General features: G+C 65.4%; 14 protein-coding genes, 1 tRNA gene and 1 rRNA gene. 9 read left to right on the top strand and 7 right to left on the bottom strand.

The features are described 5' to 3' along the window. Positions 1-75 precede the first annotated feature (75 nt). Together rrf and AC1D2F_RS21605 are read left to right on the top strand one after the other, a co-directional pair. A 5S ribosomal RNA gene (rrf, locus tag AC1D2F_RS21600) occupies positions 76-192 on the top strand. Between the two features lie 130 nt (positions 193-322). Then, the gene (locus tag AC1D2F_RS21605; RefSeq protein ID WP_476967674.1) at positions 323-829 is read left to right on the top strand and encodes an SRPBCC domain-containing protein; all 507 of its coding nucleotides are present in this window, start codon (positions 323-325) and stop codon (positions 827-829) included. Between the two features lie 74 nt (positions 830-903). On the opposite strand, the gene AC1D2F_RS21610 is transcribed toward AC1D2F_RS21605, so the two are convergent. Together AC1D2F_RS21610 and AC1D2F_RS21615 are read right to left on the bottom strand one after the other, a co-directional pair. After that, positions 904-1,938 (bottom strand): LacI family DNA-binding transcriptional regulator, encoded by a 1,035-nt coding sequence (locus AC1D2F_RS21610; protein ID WP_229995512.1) that lies wholly within the window; start codon positions 1,936-1,938, stop codon positions 904-906. 5 nt (positions 1,939-1,943) lie between these two features. After that, the gene (locus AC1D2F_RS21615; RefSeq protein WP_229995513.1) at positions 1,944-3,722 is read right to left on the bottom strand and encodes a glycoside hydrolase family 13 protein; all 1,779 of its coding nucleotides are present in this window, start codon (positions 3,720-3,722) and stop codon (positions 1,944-1,946) included. A gap of 183 nt (positions 3,723-3,905) precedes the next feature. Between AC1D2F_RS21615 and AC1D2F_RS21620 the strand changes: the two genes are divergently transcribed. Then, on the top strand, positions 3,906-5,276 hold the full coding sequence (locus tag AC1D2F_RS21620) for an FAD-binding oxidoreductase (protein WP_229995514.1): 1,371 nt from the start codon (positions 3,906-3,908) through the stop codon (positions 5,274-5,276). Positions 5,277-5,323: 47 nt separating this feature from the next. On the opposite strand, the gene AC1D2F_RS21625 is transcribed toward AC1D2F_RS21620, so the two are convergent. Together AC1D2F_RS21625 and AC1D2F_RS21630 are read right to left on the bottom strand one after the other, a co-directional pair. After that, the gene (locus tag AC1D2F_RS21625) at positions 5,324-6,742 is read right to left on the bottom strand and encodes a DUF4032 domain-containing protein (protein ID WP_229995515.1); all 1,419 of its coding nucleotides are present in this window, start codon (positions 6,740-6,742) and stop codon (positions 5,324-5,326) included. 179 nt (positions 6,743-6,921) lie between these two features. Next, positions 6,922-8,004, bottom strand: coding sequence for an ABC transporter ATP-binding protein (locus AC1D2F_RS21630; protein ID WP_090582840.1), 1,083 nt, complete (start codon positions 8,002-8,004; stop codon positions 6,922-6,924). 263 nt (positions 8,005-8,267) lie between these two features. On the opposite strand from AC1D2F_RS21630, the gene AC1D2F_RS21635 reads away from it, so the two are divergent. Beyond that, positions 8,268-8,669, top strand: a complete 402-nt coding sequence (locus AC1D2F_RS21635; protein ID WP_229995516.1) for a VOC family protein — start codon at positions 8,268-8,270, stop codon at positions 8,667-8,669. A 33-nt stretch (positions 8,670-8,702) separates the two neighbouring features. Here AC1D2F_RS21635 and otsB read toward each other — a convergent pair whose 3' ends face one another. Beyond that, the gene (otsB, locus tag AC1D2F_RS21640; RefSeq protein ID WP_476967675.1) at positions 8,703-9,533 is read right to left on the bottom strand and encodes a trehalose-phosphatase; all 831 of its coding nucleotides are present in this window, start codon (positions 9,531-9,533) and stop codon (positions 8,703-8,705) included. Beyond that, a complete protein-coding gene (locus AC1D2F_RS21645; RefSeq protein WP_229995523.1) occupies positions 9,523-10,932 on the bottom strand; it encodes an alpha,alpha-trehalose-phosphate synthase (UDP-forming) in 1,410 nt (469 codons plus the stop codon). The genes otsB and AC1D2F_RS21645 overlap by 11 nt, the downstream gene beginning before the upstream one ends. 292 nt (positions 10,933-11,224) lie before the next feature. Between AC1D2F_RS21645 and AC1D2F_RS21650 the strand changes: the two genes are divergently transcribed. From AC1D2F_RS21650 to AC1D2F_RS21660, 3 genes are all read left to right on the top strand, one after another. Then, positions 11,225-12,115 carry a DsbA family protein gene (locus AC1D2F_RS21650; protein WP_229995518.1) on the top strand — a complete coding sequence of 297 codons (891 nt, stop codon included), beginning with the start codon at positions 11,225-11,227 and terminating at the stop codon, positions 12,113-12,115. Positions 12,116-12,334: 219 nt separating this feature from the next. Continuing rightward, positions 12,335-12,411: transfer RNA gene (locus tag AC1D2F_RS21655), tRNA-Thr, on the top strand. Between the two features lie 289 nt (positions 12,412-12,700). Further along, a complete protein-coding gene (locus AC1D2F_RS21660) occupies positions 12,701-13,831 on the top strand; it encodes a hypothetical protein (RefSeq protein ID WP_229995519.1) in 1,131 nt (376 codons plus the stop codon). Between the two features lie 93 nt (positions 13,832-13,924). Here AC1D2F_RS21660 and AC1D2F_RS21665 read toward each other — a convergent pair whose 3' ends face one another. Then, positions 13,925-15,469, bottom strand: a complete 1,545-nt coding sequence (locus AC1D2F_RS21665; protein WP_476967676.1) for a PucR family transcriptional regulator — start codon at positions 15,467-15,469, stop codon at positions 13,925-13,927. A 211-nt stretch (positions 15,470-15,680) separates the two neighbouring features. On the opposite strand from AC1D2F_RS21665, the gene speB reads away from it, so the two are divergent. Together speB and AC1D2F_RS21675 are read left to right on the top strand one after the other, a co-directional pair. Further along, the gene (gene speB / locus AC1D2F_RS21670; RefSeq protein WP_229995521.1) at positions 15,681-16,685 is read left to right on the top strand and encodes an agmatinase; all 1,005 of its coding nucleotides are present in this window, start codon (positions 15,681-15,683) and stop codon (positions 16,683-16,685) included. A 180-nt stretch (positions 16,686-16,865) separates the two neighbouring features. Continuing rightward, positions 16,866-18,338, top strand: coding sequence for a purine-cytosine permease family protein (locus AC1D2F_RS21675; RefSeq protein WP_476967677.1), 1,473 nt, complete (start codon positions 16,866-16,868; stop codon positions 18,336-18,338). Positions 18,339-18,352 lie beyond the last annotated feature (14 nt).

The following is an 18,352-nucleotide window of genomic DNA, read 5'->3' on the forward strand; positions in this document are numbered from 1 at the left end:
AAATAACAACACCACAGATGTTGTAACCACCAGATTTCCCACCCCCGGCACGGCCGGCGGGTGCGGACACAGGGTTACGGCGGTCATAGCGTGGGGGAAACGCCCGGTCCCATCCCGAACCCGGAAGCTAAGACCCACAGCGCCGATGGTACTGCACCCGGGAGGGTGTGGGAGAGTAGGTCACCGCCGGAACACCATTCACGGTCGAGGACCCCCAACCACAGGTTGGGGGTCCTCCCGCATTTAACCCACAAACCATGAAATTGCCACCAGCCATTCCGTGAAAGCCGGGGAACGGCCCTCACGGGTAGAGTTGTTGCCCATGGATAACCTCTTCAGCCATGCTCCGGCGGGCGCACCGGAACCTGCCGCAGCGGACGAGCTCGATCCCGTCGTATTCACGGTGGTGGTGCCTGGCGCCGTCGCCAGGGCCTTTGTCGGGTTCACCGAGCACACGCACTTGTGGTGGCCGCTTGAGGACCACAGCGTCTACGGCGCCGGATCATATGTGGAGTTCGAGGAGAACCTGATCATGGAGACCGCAGACGATGGCAGCACGGCCGTTTGGGGTTCGATTGACGACTGGCAGCCGCCGCTGTCCTTCCATGCCAGCTGGCACCCTGGCACCACTGCCATGTGGTCCACCGAACTCCGGGTGGCATTCAGGGCGGTAGGCGAGGGAACAGAGCTCCGCCTGGTTCACAGCGGGTGGGAAGGCGCCGAGGATCCAGCCGCCACCCGCGCGGACTACCTGGCAGGCTGGCCCGGTGTCCTGGACCGCTTCGTTCGGTTCATGGGCGGCGCCGGCGCGAGCAGCCCGGACGCCTGAGCAGCCCGGGGATCTGACATCCCCCTATACGCCGGCGCACACAACGGCGGCCGACCGGCGCAGCCCGGGCGTTCCTAGCCCCGCAGACGTCCTTGGTCCACGGGCGGAACAGCGGTGCTGTTGCGGATGACAAAGTGCGTGGGGTATTCGGTGTGCGCGGCCGCCGTGTCGCCGGCGCCGTCGAACCTCTCCAGCAAGCGCCGTACGGCCAGGGCGCCCTGACCCCGCGCGTCCTGATCGAACGTGGTCAGCCCGAAGACCTCACCCAGCTCATGGCCGTCGATGCCGATGACTGAGAGGTCCTGCGGCACCCGCAGTCCGAAGTCCCGGGCAGCGAGGATTACGCCGATCGCCATCTCGTCGGAGGCGGCAAAGACGGCCGTGGGGCGTTCCGGTGAGCTGCCGAGCAGCTTACGGGCATTGGCATAGGCGCCTTGGATCGTGAAATCGGCGGAGACCTGCCACTCCGGCCGGACCGCCAGCCCGGCGTCCCGCATGGCTTTCTTGAAGCCTGCCTGGCGTGTCCCGGGAAGGCGGAAGTCCTGCTCATAGGCGGCATCGCCGGTCATGTGGGCGATTTTGCTGTGGCCAAGCTGGATAAGGTGGCGCGCTGCGGCCTCCGCGATGCCGGAGTCATCGATGCGGATGGTCGACGCTCCGGGCAGCGGGCCGCCGATCCCCACGATCGGACGGTGAATGGCCAGCAGCTGGTCGATCTCCGCCTCGGAGAGCTCCAGGGACACGGCGATCACGGCGTCCACGCGTTTACGCAGCAGGAAGTCGTTCAGCACACTGTGGCGGCGCTCCCGGCCCTCACTGACGTTGTACAGCGTGAGGTCGTAGCCGGCGTCCAGCAGGGTCGCCGAGACACCCTCGACCACCGAGGAAAAAAACCACCGGTGGATCGAAGGGACAACCAGGCCGACATTGTGGTTCCGCCCGGAGGCGAGGCTGGAGGCCTGGTACGAGGCGACGAAGCCGAGTTCGGCGGCGGCGGTCCGGGCACGCTCCCGGCTGCGCGGGGAGACATTGCCCTTGCCACTCAAGGCGCGCGAAACGGTAGCGATGGAGAGGCCGGCCCGTTCCGCGACGTCCTTGATGCCGGGCATGCTTATTAGCCCTCCGTGTCCTCGATATAGATTTCCAGCCAAACAGTTTCACCTGAGCTTAACGGATCGCCGGCGCTGGCCACGTCCCCGGCGTCGTAGCTGGCCCCCGGGGGCGTCGAACTGCGCAGCAGCACCCGCCCGGCGGGCAGTTCCAGGGGCTCGGACCCCACATTCAGCAGCACCAGCGTGGAGCCGTTGAGGAAGGCAAGGCTGGTGTCCGTGCAGAGGTCCTCGTACCAGGACAGTGAGCCGCGGCCAAGGTCCAGCCGGCGGCGCAGCTCCAGCATCCTCTTGTAATGGCTCAGGTGCGATGACGGCGAATCGGCCTGCACATCCCGCGCCAGCCGCGCGAAACTCTCCGGCTGAGGCAGCCATGGGTCCTGCCCGTGGCCGAATCCGGCGTTGAGTTCCCCGGCCCGCCAGGGCAGCGGGATGCGGCAGCCGTCGCGGCCCAGCCGCGCACCCCCGGTGCGGGCGAAAGTGGGATCCTGGCGCCGGGTGTCCGGGATGTCGATTCCGTCCGGGAGGCCGAGCTCTTCACCCTGGTAGAGGTAAGCCCCACCGGGCAGCCCCAGCATGAACATGGACGCCGCAGCCGCCCGGGACCGTCCGAGGTCCTCGTCCGGCTGCGGATCCCAGGTGCCGATTCCGTCACCGTCGCGCGGCGCCTGCCCGTTGTATCCGAAGCGGGTGGCGTGGCGGACGACGTCGTGGTTGGAGAGCACCCAGGTGCTCGGAGCGGCGACGGCGTCCAGCGACGTCAGTGACTCGGTGATGACGTGGCGCATCCGGTGCACGTCCAGGCCAGCGTGGAGGTAGGGGAAGTTGAAGGCCTGGTGCATTTCGTCCGGGCGCACCCAATCCGCGAGCCGGGGGAGCGGGTCAACGTTTGCCTCGGCGCAGAGGATCCGGTCGGGGCCGTAGTCGGCGAGAATCCGCCGCCACTGGCGGTAGATGTCATGGAGGGCAGGCTGGCCAAACATCGGTGCGTCGTGTCCGGGGAAGCCGTCGGAGCTGCTGCCGTCGGCGCGGCCGCCCCACTCCGGCAGGCCGGGGGCCTTCACGAGGGCGTGTGCCACGTCCACCCGGAAGCCGGAGACGCCGCGGTCCAGCCAGAAGCGCAGGACCCGCTCGAATTCTTCATGGACGGCGAGGTTGTCCCAGTTGAAGTCCGGCTGGGAGGAGTCGAAGAGGTGCAGGTACCACTGGCCCGGGGCGCCGTCCGGCTCGGTGATCCGCGTCCAGGCTGAGCCGCCAAAGTGGGACTGCCAGTTGTTCGGCGGGTCCTCGCCGAATGCCCCACGGCCATCGCGGAAGATGAACATGTCCCGCTCCGGACTGCCGGCGGGCGCGGTCAGGGCGGTCTGGAAGGCCGGGTGCTGGTCCGAGCAGTGGTTGGGCACGAGATCCACGATCATCCGCAGCCCCAGCCGGGTGGCCTCGGCCATCATGGCGGCGAAATCGTCCAGCGTGCCGAACAAGGGGTCGACGTCGCAGTAGTCACTGACGTCGTAGCCCGCGTCACGCTGCGGAGAGCGGTAGAACGGGGACAGCCAGACGGCATCGATGTCCAGTTCGGCAAGGCGCGGCAACTCGGCCGTAATACCGGCGAGATCGCCGATGCCGTCACCGTTCAGATCCCGGAACGAGCGCGGGTAAACCTGGTAGATGACGGCAGAGCGCCACCATCCGGGAATGTGGTCTGCGGCGTGCACCGGGGTCAGCGGACCGGTCAGGGGGCCGGCCAGCGCTGCGGGCGAGAAAAGAACTGAATCAACGGACATGACGGCAATCGTAAGGCTCCGTTGCCAAAAAGTGAAAACGCTTCCAGTCATTTTTCTTCCGGTAATTTCGACCGGTTATTGGACTATCCGACGCAGCTTTGGAAGCGCTTGCAACTGTGAGCCGCATCACCGACAATGCACAGCCTTAGACTGGGATTCGAATCCGACCGAACTGGAGACCGCATGCGCAGCATCATCGATGAGCTGACTTCTTCCCTTGGCGCGGCGAAAATTGCCGTGGACGCCGCCACCCTGGCCGCCTACGCCGTGGACCAGGCTCCCGTCTTGGATTATCAGCTGCCGCAGGCCGTGGTCCGGGCCGAATCGGTGGCCGACGTGCAGGCCACAGTGCGTGCCTGCGCCGCCCGCGGCGTCGCGCTCGTGGCGCGGGGGGCCGGCACCGGAGTCTCCGGGGGCGCCCACGCGAGCGAGGGCTGCGTGGTGCTCACGCTCGAGGGGATGAACCGCATCCTGGACCTCAACCCGGATGACGAGACCGCCGTCGTGGAGCCCGGCGTCATCAACGCTGACCTCAACGCCGCCGCGGCCGTGCACGGGCTGATGTTCGCCCCGGATCCTGCGAGCTTCAAGATGTCCACCGTCGGCGGCAATGTGGCCACAAATGCGGGCGGGCTGCGCTGCGCGAAGTACGGGGTGACCCGGGACTCGGTCCTGGCCCTCGACGTCGTGCTCGCGGATGGCTCCCTCATCCACACCGGCCACCAGACCTTCAAGGGCGTCGCCGGTTACGACCTCACCGGGCTGTTCGTCGGCTCGGAGGGAACCCTGGGGATCGTGGTGGGGGTGACCGTGCGGCTGAAATACCTGCCGCGCGAAGTACACACCATCGCCGCCTTCTATCCGGACTTCCGCAGTGCCGCGGCCGGCGTCCTCGCCGTAGGCAGGGCCCGCGTGCAGCCGGCCATCATGGAACTGCTCGACGGCGGCTCGCTCGCCCAGCTCGACGACATCCACGGCTCGGACCTGGCCGCGCGCGGGGCGTCCCTGCTACTGATCCAGACGGACGGGTTCGGCGCGGCGGCGGAAGCCGCGGCCATCCGTCCGGTCCTGGCGGCGGGAGGAGCGGTGGTCACCATGGAGGCCAACGCGGAGGCAGAGCAGCTTGTCGAGCTGCGCCGCAACAGCCGCGGCACCGAGGTGGACGACGAATACCGGGTGGGCGAGGACGTGGCGGTGCCACGCTCGCGCCTGGTGGACTACGTGGCCGAGCTGGAGGCCATGGCGGCGGAGCACAACGTCCAGCTCAAAGTCGTGGCACATGCCGGCGACGGCAACCTGCACCCCACGTTCTGGATCGACCGGGCGGACAACACCGTGGACCCCGATGCCATGGCGCGCCTCGGCGCCGCCCTGGACAGGTCCATCGCCGTGGCGCTGGCCATGGGCGGCACCATCACGGGCGAACACGGGATCGGGCAGTACAAGCTGCGCTGGCTGGGCCTGGAGCAGAAAGAACCGGTGCGTGAACTGCAGCGCCGGATCAAGGAGCTGTTCGACCCGGCCGGGATCCTGAACCCCGGCAAGGCGATTTAGCTGAGGCGATTTAGCCCGGGCGTGCCACAACGCGCCCGGCGCGCGGCTTAGTCGTCGGAGTCGGGGTATTCGTCGATCGATTCGTCGGCGCCGTAGCGTGATTCCTCGGTCTCCACCTCGAGGATCTTGAGCAGCCCCGTGTCCGGGTTGAGCATGATGGCAGCCTCGTCCCGGCGGTGGCGGAGTTCGTTGTCAATGTACGACTGGACGGCCTCGGCCAGGGGGATGTGCCGGTTCTCCTTCTCGGAGATGTACCAGCGGTGCTCCAGGACCTCGTGCACGGCCTCGGCCGGCTCGAGCTTGCCGGAGAGGTCGCGGGGGATGGCCCGCACGATCGGTTCGAAGATCTGGCTGACCCAAAGGTGCGCGCTGTATTCCTCGTCCATGCCCGGGTTGTTATCCGCCCGGAACGAGTCCATATCGTTCAGGAGCCGGCGGGCCTGGTTCTCCTGGGCGTCCAGGCCCGTCAGGCGCAGCAGCCGGCGCTGGTGATGCCCGGCGTCGACGACCTTGGGCTGGAGCTGGATGGTGGAGCCGTTCTGCGTGGTCTTGATCGCGTATTCCTCGACGTCGAACCCGAGCTCGTTGAGCCGCCGGATGCGGGCGGCAACGCGCCAGCGTTCCCCGATCTCAAACGACTCCTTTTCCGTCAGCTCGGTCCACAGCCGCCGGTAGCTGTCCATGATCAGCTCGCTGGTGGCCACCGGGTCAACCTTCTCCTCGATCAGGCCGCCGTCGAGCAGGTCCATGAGTTCCCCGGCGATGTTGACGCGGGCGATTTCGAGGTCGTACTCGCGCTGTCCGGTGGACAAATCCGGGTACAGCTCGCCGGTTTCGGCGTCTACGAGGTAGGCGGCGAAGGCACCGGCGTCGCGGCGGAACAAGGTGTTGGAGAGCGAGACGTCGCCCCAGTAGAAGCCGATCAGGTGCAGCCGGACCAGCAGCAGCGCCTGGGCGTCGATGAGGCGGGTCAGGGTGTCCTTGCGCAGCATCTGGGAGAAGAGCGCGCGGTAGGGCATGGAGAACTTCAGGTGCCGGGTGACCAGCACGGGGTTCAGTGGCCGGCCCTCCGGGGTGGTGCGCCCGGTAATGACGGCCACCGGCTCCACGCCGGGAACGTCCAGCCGGGCCAGCTTGCGGAGCATGTGGTACTCGTGGCGGGCCACGTGCTCCGAAGTTTCCTTGATGGCGATGACGGAGCCGCCGAGGTGGGCGAAGCGCACGATGTGCCGCGAGATGCCGCGGGGGAGCGCTGCCAAATACTCTGCCGGCCAGTCCTCGAGGGCAATGTGCCAGGGCAAGTCCAGGAGCTCGGGCTCGGTGGCGGCGGCCGTGATGCTCAGCGAACTGGACACCAGCGAGGCCTTTTGGTCATTGGCGCTCGCGGCTTCGTACCGGGGCAATTTTCCGATCTGACCGTAGTCAGTGGGCTCGTCGTGCCACTGGGCGCTGTTTTCCTCGGTCATGCGTGTTCCTCGGTCATGAATCAATTCTTCCGTATTTGCAGGGCCGCACCTAAAGCGGGGCAGTTAACGCCCGACGGCGGCCCTCCACAGGGGAGGACCGCCGTCGGTTGCCGGTGGGTGGGCCCACGCCGGTAGGGTTCCCTAGCCGAAGCGGAGCGAGGTTAGGGAACCGGTGGGGCTCAGTCGCCGAGGCGCAGGCCGGTCTTGGTGTCGAACAGGTGTACGTGGCCTGACTGCGGGCGGACCCAGATGGACTCGCCCTTCATCGGGGGGCGGCGGCCGTCGACGCGGGCCACGATGTCGTGGCTCTGGCCGTCCAGCGTGGTGTGGCCATAGACGTAGGCGTCGGCGCCGAGTTCTTCGACGACGTCGACCTCAACCTGGAGGCCTTCGCCCTGGGCAACAGTCTCAAGGTCTTCCGGGCGGGAACCGAGGGTCACGGTCTGGCCGTGGGCCTCTTCGAGGACGTCGCGCGGTACCGGGTAGACGGTCCCGCCGAACTGCACGCCGCCGTCGACGACGGGGAGTTCGAGCAGGTTCATGGCCGGGGAGCCGATGAAGCCGGCCACGAAGACGTTCTTCGGCTTGTCGTAGAGGTTGCGCGGGGTGTCGACCTGCATCAGCAGGCCGTCCTTCAGCACGGCGACGCGGTCACCCATGGTCATGGCCTCGACCTGGTCGTGGGTCACGTAGACCGTGGTGACGCCGAGTCGGCGGGTCAGGGACGCGATCTGGGTGCGGGTCTGCACGCGCAGCTTGGCGTCAAGGTTGGACAGCGGCTCATCCATGAGGAAGACCTGCGGGTTACGCACAATGGCGCGGCCCATGGCGACGCGCTGGCGCTGGCCGCCGGAGAGGGCCTTCGGCTTGCGGTCCAGGTACGGTTCGAGGTCGAGCAGCTTGGCGGCCTCACGGACACGCTCGGCACGCTCTTCCTTGCTGACGCCGGCGATCTTCAGCGCGAAGCCCATGTTGTCCGCCACGGTCATGTGCGGGTACAGGGCGTAGTTCTGGAACACCATGGCGATGTCGCGATCCTTCGGCGGAACGTCCGTGACATCACGGTCGCCGATGAGGATGCGGCCGGAGTTGACGTCCTCAAGACCTGCAAGCATGCGCAGGGAGGTCGACTTTCCGCAGCCGGAGGGTCCAACGAGGACCAGGAATTCGCCATCGGCGATATCAATGTTGAGCTTGTCAACAGCGGGCTTATCGGTGCCCGGGTACAGGCGTGTTGCGTTGTCAAAAGTAACTGTAGCCACAGTTATCAATCCCTTCACCGGCAGGTACGTGCCGGACGATCCGTAGTGAATGGTCATTTTATTCAGTTGTTAATTCAATTTTGGGTTTCTCACGCGCATACTCCTCGGCCGAAGCCGAGGAGTATCCAGTGACGCCGCACGGTAGCTGTGCGCCACATCACAACCAGAGTATGTCAGATATATGGCATTTGGACCAAAATGTTACGGATGTCACAGGTGATGTCCGTCATGTGGCGTCCGAAGTGGGTATGTATGCTGTGCGCATGACGGCACTGCAGATCTATGTCAGTTTCCCCGGCACGGCGCGTGAAGCACTTGGCTTCTACGCCGACGTTTTCGGCGGAGAGCTTGCCTTGTTCACGTACGAGGAGTTCAACCGCAGCGACGGCCCGCCGGATGCCATTGCCCACGGACAACTGAACGGCGCAGTCGCTTTGGCGGGGTCGGATGCGGCAGCGGGCGAGAAAAGCGTCCGGTTCGAAGGCCTCATGCTCTCGCTGCTGGGGACCGCCGAACCGGCAGTTCTCCACGAGTGGTTCGACAAGCTCGCCGTTGACGGCCGGGTGATCGACCCCCTTGCCCCGAAGCCCTGGGGCGCAACAGATGGCCAGGTCGTCGACCGTCACGGACTGCACTGGTTGATCGGCTACGAACCTGAGTCGTGACCGACGCCCAGTTGCCCGCTCAGTATGCCCGCTTTAGCTCCCAGATTCGACGGCCTTCTTCCGTTCACGCAGCAGTGCCTCGAGCAGTTCGCAGATGTGGACCGGCGCCTCCACGCGGAACTCGGCCTGGGTGAAATCGAGCCCCACTTTCACACCGAGATCGCCCGGGATCAGGCTGGCCAAGGCGTCCTCGTCGGTGGTGTCGTCTCCGGCGAAAGCCACAGCCGTGGCTCCGGCAACCTGCCGCAGGAACGCAATGCCCTCGCCCTTGGAGGCATTCACCACTGAGGTCTCCAGGACGCGGTTGCCCGTCTTGAGGAAGACGCCGCTGCGGTCCTGCAGGACCGATCGCGCCGCGGCGACGGCGTCCTCGGCGACGTCGTCGGCCGCGAGCCGCGTGTGCAGGACGACGCCGGCCGGTTTATCCTCCAGAAGGGTTCCGGGGGCCTGTTCCACGATCCCTTCGAGTTCCTTGCGGACCTCGGCCAGGATTTCGCGCTGGGCATCGTCGAGCATGAGCTGCGAGGAGCCGGGCCCCATCCAGACCTCTGCGCCGTGGCTGCCGATCAGCAGCGTCTCCTCCGGCGGGGAGGCGACGGCCCGCAGGCTGTCCAGCGCGCGGCCGGAGATGAGCGCCGTCGTGGTCCGGGGAAGGTGTGCCAGTGCCGCGAAGGCGGCCGCGGAGCGTGGGAGCGCGCGGGCGTCCCCCGCATGATCCACGAGCGGTGCCATGGTGCCGTCGAAGTCCATCGCCACGAGCAGGTGCTCGGTGCCGGCGATGCGGCGAAGCGCCGCCAGCAGTTCAGGGGAGAGCGAGAGCGGGGCCGTGCCTGGATCGTTGGTATCGGTGGCGTCAGGAGTCATCGCGTACAACCTTTTCAGCGAGGGCGGTCAGAAAGTCGGAGGACCAGAGGTCGACGTCATGGTCCAGGATCTGCTTGCGCATCGCGCGCATCCGGCGTCCGGCCTCGGCGGGCTGCATGTTGACCGCCCGCATGATCGTGTCCTTGAGCCCGTCGATGTCGTGCGGGTTCATCAGGAGCGCCTGTTTGAGCTGGTCCGCGGCGCCGGCGAATTCGCTGAGCACCAGGGCGCCGTCGTTGTTCGTCCGGGCCGTGACGTATTCCTTGGCGACCAGGTTCATGCCGTCGCGCAGGGCGGTGACGAGCATGACGTCGGCGGCCAGGTAGAGCGCAACCATTTCCTCGATGGGGTAGCTGTGGTGCAGGTAGCGGACGGCGGTGTTTTGCATCGTGTCATAGGTGCCGTTGATGTGGCCCACCGTGCCCTCGACCTCTTCGCGGAGCAAGCGGTACTGTTCTACGCGTTCCCGGCTGGGGCTGGCCACCTGGATCAGCGAGGCGTCCTCGACGGTGACCTTGCCGTCCTGCAGCAGTTCCTCGTAGGCCTTGAGCCGGTGCCGGATGCCCTTGGTGTAGTCGAGTCGGTCGACGCCGAGCAAGATGGTCTTGGGATTGCCGAGGTCCCGGCGGATCTGCTGCGCGCGCTCGATGACTTCCGGACTCTTCGCCAGCTCGCTGATCTGCTTGACGTCAATGGAGATAGGGAATGCCTGGGCCCTCGCGATGTGGGTGGTTTCGCCGTCGGTGCCCCTGACGTGGACCTGTTGCTGCTTGACGCTGGCGCCCAGGAAGCGCCGGGCGGAGCGCATGAAATTTCCGGCATCGCTGCTGCGCTGGAAGCCCACCAGGTCAGCGCCCAGCAGTCCGTCGATGATCGCCCGGCGCCACGGGAGCTGGGCGAAGATCTCCGGCGGAGGGAACGGGATGTGGTTGAAGAACCCGATCGTCAGGTCCGGCCGGGCCTCCCGGAGCAGCTTCGGAACCAGCTGGAGCTGGTAGTCCTGCACCCAGACGGTGGCGCCGTCGGCCGCATGGCGGATGACGGCGTCGGCGAACCTCCGGTTGACCTTCCGGTAGGAGTCCCACCAGGTGCGGTGGAACTCCGGCGGGGCGATCACGTCGTGGTAGAGCGGCCACAAGGTGGCGTTGGAAAAGCCCTCGTAGAAAAGCTCGATGTCGTCCGTGCTCAGCTGGACTGGGATCAGGTCAATGCCGCCGTGGCTGAAAGGCTCGACGCTCTCATCGGGCGCGCCATGCCAGCCCACCCAGGCGCCGTCGGTCTTGGTCATCATCGGGGCCAGCGCTGTCACGAGTCCGCCGGGGGAGCGGCGCCAACCGTCCTCACAGCCGGTCTCGTCGGCTGAACATCGGTCAACGGGCAGCCGGTTGGACACCACCATGAAGTCGAACTGATCCCCTGCCCCGGCGCCGGTTGCCGCGCCGTCGGTGGCCGTCCGAGCCGCTTCAGTGGTGTCGTGCCCGCCGTGGCCGGCGCTGTCCGTTGCTTCCATTGGTGCCCCCTGGGGTCCGCTCGTGGCTCTCCATCAACCCTAGCCGCACGGAATCTTCCGGGCTATTCGTCCGTTGGGCAGGCGGGAGGAAACTTGAAAGCGCAAGTTCTCGGGTTTCTCCCCTAAAATGATGAAGTTGCCACTGAGTGGACCGTCCCTGGCCGAACGACCCGAGGAACCAATGAGCCCCGCAAACGAACCCCGACAGTCTAAGGCAGAGCGCACTGCCGCGGCGCGTGACAAAGCCCGTGAAATCCGCGAGGCGCAGCTGAAAAAAGAGAAGCGCAACAAGCTGCTGATTGGGTGGGGCATTGTTGCCGCCGTCGTCGCCATCATCGTGATCGTGGCGCTGGTTGTCACTTCCAACATCAAGAACAACGCCCCGGTGGCCGACGAGGGGCCCACGCCGGCCAACGGCAACGTCCACGGCGGCGTCACCCTGCTGGCGAACACTGAGGTTGCAAAGACCGATCCCGCAACCGTGAAGCTGTCCGACCTGCCACCAGCGCCGGCCACCCCGCCGTCTCCGGTCACGGCACCGGGCGCCGAGGCTGAGGCCGGCAAACCGGTCAAGGTGGTCCTCTACATCGACTTCATCTGCCCCGTCTGCAAGAGCTTCGAGGCGCAGTACAACGAGACGCTCACCAACCTGCGCAACGAAGGCAAGATCTCGGTGGAATACCGCCCGCTCGGTTTCCTGGACAGCCGGTCCACCACCAACTACTCTTCGCGCGCGGCCAACGCCGCAGCCTGCGTGGTCAACGAATCCCCGGAGAAGTACTCGGACTTCGTCGACCTGCTGTTCGCCAAGCAGCCGGCAGAAGGCGGTGCGGGACTCTCCGATACCGAGCTGAAGAAGCTGGCCGCCGACGTCGGGGCCAACAGCATTGAGACGTGCGTGGATGACAAGACGTACCGCCCGTGGGTCAAGCACACCACGCAGGAGGCCTCGGTGATCGGAGTGACCGGCACGCCCACCGTGTTCGTCGAAGGCAAGCAGTGGGGCCAGGGCGACAGCGCCCAGACTCCGTTCGATCAGTTCCTGCAGGCCGCGGTCGACGCCAAGAAGTAGCCCGCCACGGCACCTGCCGTTGAAAGCCCGCAAGTGAGGGCCCGGCCCCGGATGAATCCGGGGCCGGGCCTTTCTGTTGCCCTTCGCTTCGCGGCAGGGGCGTTGCGCGTTTTTCTCACCGGGCGTCGGTGGGCTAATCTTGTCTAGCGTCCTGACATCCGCCCAATTCTTGGTCTGGTGTTTTGGAATCCAGTGCTTGGAGTCCAGGGGCGCAGGAATGCCTCCTTAGCTCAGTTGGCCAGAGCACCGCTCTTGTAAAGCGGGGGTCGTCGGTTCGAATCCGACAGGGGGCCCCACGAAGAACCGCGCCGTTACTGGGATCAGCCCGGTGGCGGCGCGGTTTCGTTTAGGCCTCAGCAACGGCATCCCCTCCAAGCCCCTTCGGCACTTGCGGTCTCGGGCGTTCCTTCGCCGCCTCCCTCTTGGCGCCTGTGCTGCACGCGGCGCCGCTCGCGTGGGACCGGCAAGAAGGCCTTCATGAGGGTTCCTTCATGACCCTTTAATCGGCGCCTCATCGTTGTAGGCCATGCTGGTCACACCAGCCGGCTTGTGTCGGAAGAGCCCGCGAACGCTGAGGACGGCAACATGAATGGACCGAGCATGGCGGCGGACCCTCCCCACATCAGCTGGCCTTCCCCCGTCCCACTGTCCGCCGACGACGGTTCCGGCACAACCTGGCATATCCAGCGGGCGTGGCCCGATAGGACACCGGGAGACTACGTTCTAGAGGTCCGGACACCGGGACGGCCCGGCGTCCGGGGAGCCCATCTGCGTCACGGGCACCTTGAACTCATCCCGCCGGACGATCCGGGACTGCCCGCCCTGCGGGCGGAAGCGCAGCAGGGGGAATTGATTTCGTATTGGCCGTACCACCAGGCTGTCGTCCGGGCGGAGGGCCGCTATATAAAGATCTTCGGGCCCGGGGGCGCCGTCGTACCGGCCGAGCGCTGCGCACAGATGGACGTCCTGCTGGACGCCGGCAACTTCAAAACGCCCAGAATCCTTCGTCAGAGTTCCCAGGCGGACGTCATCGTTTTCAGCACCATGCCGGGACCGACTCTGAACGAGCTGGGCCGGGTGGAGGCCGCCGTCTGCGATGAAGCGTTCGCCAAGGCATGGGAGAAATGGTCGCGCGCCTGGGTCGCGGAACTGAACGGCTCCCATGGCCCAGCAGCACGAGGCGTTCTCGACAGCCTTCCGCTCCGTTCAGCAGAGTGGGAAGCCACGAAGGTGTGTCGACGGGTGGACGACTGGTTGCGGCACAATGAAACCGTCCCCGAGTTGTCGTCTCAGCGCGCTGTCTTGCGCGCCGCTGCAGAGCAAGTGGCCATGAACCTGCTACGGACGGCACCGGATCCGGTGGTATGGGCCCACGGAGACCTGTACGACAAGCAAATCATCGTTCCTGACGGCGACATCCAGCCCGGACTGCTGGACTTCGACAGTACGGCCCGACACGAGGCCGCCCGGGATCTGGCCGGCCTGGACGCCCATCTGGAGCTTCATCTACGAAATAACCGCATGACGCCGGCACGGTACCTAACGGCTCACACGCAGGTGCTGGCCGTGGCCGAGGAACTGCGCGTCAGTCCAGTCCGGTTCGATGCGTACTCGGACGCCATCTGGCTCCGTCTGGCACTTTCTCCGTTACCCGGCCGCTTCTCCCTGGCCATCGCCGTCCTCGCGGAACGGGCCGCGCAGACAGGGGCCCACTAAACCTATCGATTGCTCCGTAGCCGCCCTTTTGGCACCTGATAAGGGCGGCTACGGAGCAATCGATGGGGATGACCGACGGCGGCGGCCCCGCCGTCAACGTCGTGGAGTGCTGACCTCAGCCGTCGGCAGACGCCGCGGATTGCCGTGGAGGTCCATGGCTTCATGGATCTGCAGGGCAAACCACAGTTGCGCCAGCGTGGAGGTTTCGGTCATATCAAGGCCGGTGAGCTCGCTGATCTTCCGGATGCGATAGATGATGGTCTGCCGGTGCGCGAACAGGGCCGCCGCCGTTTTCTGCCAGGACCGTTGCATGTCCAGGAACGTCTTCAGCGTGACGATGAGGTCCCCGTTTTCTCCCYGTTCGTATTCGAAGATGGGTCCGAGGAGCCGCTGGACCAGTGCATTGCCTTCCTCAAAGCTGGTCAGTCCCAGCCACGAGGGTCCCTCGGCATACCGGACCAGCCGCTCGCCGGTGCTTGATGCCGTTCCTAGTGCCCACATCGATTCCTGAAGAGCTCTCTGCACTCCAGCGGCCGCGGAAGGCCGGCTGATCCCGATCCTGACGTCCACGGGGACGGTATGCCGCAGCAGATCATCGGTGCAGTCTGAGGCGACAGCCAAGTGCAATGTGTTGAACGTGCGCTGGCACGCCGTCGGATAGCCGTGTCGCCAAAGATCAACGTGGATCCCCGCGAGGCGCTCACCGTCCTCGCTGGACATGGAGATGATGAGGAATTCCCGTGTCGAAATCCCGAACTCAGGCAGCCGGCTTTCAATGTCGGCGATGCCCAGGCGCCCGTCGAAGGCCTGCAAGAGGAACTCCGCACCCAGCCGGCGCTGGTTCTCGAGGGACAGCGCCGTCCGCGACAGCTCCAGTCCAAGGACTGTGGCCGCATGGAGCAGCACCACCGCATCCGGGTGAGGCTCGGATTTCGGCAGCACCACCAGAAGCGCATTGGCGTGAGTCGGAATATCCATCATGAGAAGGTGGCTGTCCCCGAAACGGTGCCACTGGAACTTCTTGCTGGCCACAGGTGACTTGCTGGTCAGCGGTTCAAGTTGCTGCCTTAGCTCCGGCGGCAGTGACTGGCCTCCGTGATGCCAGGCATGCAGGCACCGTCGATCAACCACGAAGAGGCTGGCGTCGAGCTCAGCTTCGATGCCCAGGATCAGGCTTTGCCAGTGGTTCTCCGATGGGCCCGCGAGACGCAGCAGGTCGTAGATACGGGCCGTCTGGCGCAGCCTGCGGGACTCCTCAAGCAGTGAAGATTCAGCGACCGAACGTGCGATTGCGATGAACGGAAGCGGGTAAGGGATGTTGATGACCGGCAGCGGCAGGCGGTCACAGGCCGCCAGGAACTGCGGAAGGAGCTCGGGGGCATGCATCTGCTCGCCGATCGCCAGGGCACTGGCACCTGCGTTCACCAGCGCCTCGGCCAGCTCAACCTGCCCCTCGGGATCGGCCGGAATGGAGAGCCCGTTGGTCATCATGAGCTCGCCGCCGGTGACCCATTCCCACAAGCGCGGCAGGTCGGAGGTGTGGGCCCAGGTGACCCGGTTGCCCAGGCCGGCCGGGCCCGCCAGCAGGGTCAGGCCCAGTTGGGGTTCGGCCAGCAGTTCGGCCACGGTGATCGCCATTCGCGGTTCCTGTTCATCAGTCCGGAGGCCGTCCCCAAGCCGCTTATACATATGTATAAGCCTCTCGGCTATTTGTAGTCAATCGACGCATATGCCACGTGACGCCGATCACTAATAGTTAAGGCATAGACCTCGACCGGCGCAGGACCTCAGCTCAGAGAAGAACATCTGCCAGGCCGGCTGAAACCAAAGCAACTGGAGGATCCCTGACATGACCACGCACAAGCCAATCGGCCCCGTCGACGCAACAAAAGTCCCCCGCTATGCGGGCCTGGGCACCTTCGCCCGGCTTCCTCAGATTGACCGCGTGCCGGACTATGACATTGCGATTGTCGGTGTCCCGTTCGACGGCGGTACCTCCTACCGCCCTGGCGCCCGCTTCGGTCCGGCCGCTGTCCGTGAAGCGTCGCGGCTGCTGCGCCCCGGCTACCACCCGGAGCTCGACGTCGAGCCCGTGTACGAAGCCCAGGTTGTGGACGCCGGCGACATCGCCTGCACCCCCTACGACATCGCCCGCGCCGTCCGCGAGATCGAGGAGCAGGCCCTCCCGCTCCTCGGCGACGCCGGCTCCGGCAAGAGGCTCATCTCCATCGGTGGCGACCACACCATCGCGCTTCCGATGCTGCGGGCGTTGAACAAGGTCCACGGCCCGGTGGCCCTGCTCCACTTCGACGCGCACCTGGACACGTGGGACACCTATTTCGACCAGCCGGTCACGCATGGAACCATCTTCCGCCGGGCATTCGAGGAAGGCCTTCTTGTCGAGGACAAGTCGATGCACGTGGGCATCCGCGGCCCGGTTTATGACCGCAACGACTTCCTCCGCGATCACGAGTTCGGCTTCCAGATCATCCGCTGCTCGGACCTGGACGTCATCGGCGTTCCGGCTGCGATCCAGCGCGTCAAGGAGCGGCTGGGCGACACTCCGGTGTATGTCTCCATCGACATCGATGTCCTGGACCCGTCCTACGCGCCGGGCACCGGCACCCCGGAAATGGGCGGGCTCCACTCCCGCGAACTGCTGGCGCTGCTCCGCGGACTGGACGGCATCAACATCGTGGGCGCCGACGTCGTCGAGGTCGCTCCGGCCTACGACCACGCAGACATCACCACAGTCGCCGCCGCGACCCTCGTCTTCGACCTCCTCGCCCTGATGGTGAACCGCAGCAAGGCCACCGCCAACGTCGCCCAAGAACTGCAAACCGCCACCGTTTGAGCCCACAAGGGCTGGGCATCGCGCCTGATTTGTACATATGTATGAACAGGTTTACGGCGTCTATTCAATCGCCGGATTTCCACTGTGACAAAAGTCACGAATGATTGATACATCAGATCCCGTGCTCGACGAAGCGCCGGGACAGAACAAAGAGGTTCCCATGAACTCCTGGAACGCATCATGAGCACGCACCCCACTCACACCGTCGCGGGCGAGGTGCCCCGGCTCGAGGACAAGACCATTCAGCCCATCCCCGCCGATGAACGCCACGGAAAAGCACGGGATCTTTTCACCATCTGGTTCGGTTCCAACATCATGATCATGACCATCGTGACGGGGGGACTCGCGACCACGGTGTTCGGGCTCAGCTTTGTGCCCGCCATCGTCGGAATCATCATTGGAAACCTTGTCGGTGGCATCTTCATGGCCCTGCATTCAGCCCAAGGCCCGCAGCTGGGCGTGGCGCAGATGATTCAGACCCGCGGTCAATTCGGTTCGTACGGGGCGCTACTGATCGTTGTCATCGTGGTGATCATGTACGTCGGGTTTTTTGCGGCGAACCTCGTCTTTGGCGGTCAAGCACTGGCCGCAGTCAACCCGGGCATCAGTGTTGACGCAGGCATCATTGTCATTGGCGTCGTGAGCGTCGTTGCCACCATCTTCGGCTACCGGCTCATCCACGCCTATGCACGCTTCTTGAGCATCGTGGCCGGTCTGGCGCTGGTGCTGGCCTTCACCTGGATCCTGGTCGTCCACGGATTGCCGGCCAGCTTCCTGGACCAGGGAAACTTCAACTGGGTGGGCTTCATGGCCACCATCTCCGTCTCCGCCCTCTGGCAGCTCGCCTACGCTCCCTACGTCTCGGACTATTCCCGCTACATGCCTCAGGGGACCGGCTCGGCCCCGGCGTTCTGGGCATCCTACTCAGGCTGCGTCCTGGGAACACTTTTCCCGATGGTCTTGGGTGCCTTGGTGGGAACGCTCGCCCTGGCACTGATCAGCGATGGCAGCAGCGTCGAAATAGTCGGGAGCCTGGGATCCATGCTCGGGCCATGGACCATGGTGATCATCGGAATCTTCTGCCTCGGCGTTGCGGCGTCGAACGCCATGAACCTCTACTGCGGGGTCCTGTGCACCCTCACCATTGGGCAGACATTCAGGCCAACCTGGTTGCCCCACGCCAAGACCCGGACCATTGCGGCGATCATCCTCTTCACGCTCGCCCTCATGATCTCGCTGTTCGCACGCGACAATTTCATCTTCTTCTACACGAACTTCCTCTCCTTCCTGATGTACGTCCTGGTTCCGTGGACGGCCATCAACCTGGTCGACTACTACCTTCTGCGGCACGGCGACTACAGGGTTGAAGACTTCTTCAAGCGCGACGGCGGAGTGTACGGAAGGTTCAACTGGATTGCGATCGGAGCCTATGTTGCCGGCGCCCTGATCCAGGTTCCGTTCTCGGCAACAGCGATGTTCACGGGCCCTGTCGCCGCAGCGATGAATGGCGTGGACCTCTCCTGGATTGTTGGCCTGGTGGTCGTTGCACCCCTGTACTACTTTGCGGCCCGCGTGTTCCGGAAGACGCCGGATGTCGCCCCCTTTCAGTCGCCCGTATTCGCAGCTGACCTGATTGAAGCGCCCCGGGCCTAACGCCCGCCCCGGGC

This window comes from Arthrobacter sp. P1_B3 (genome assembly GCF_056406615.1).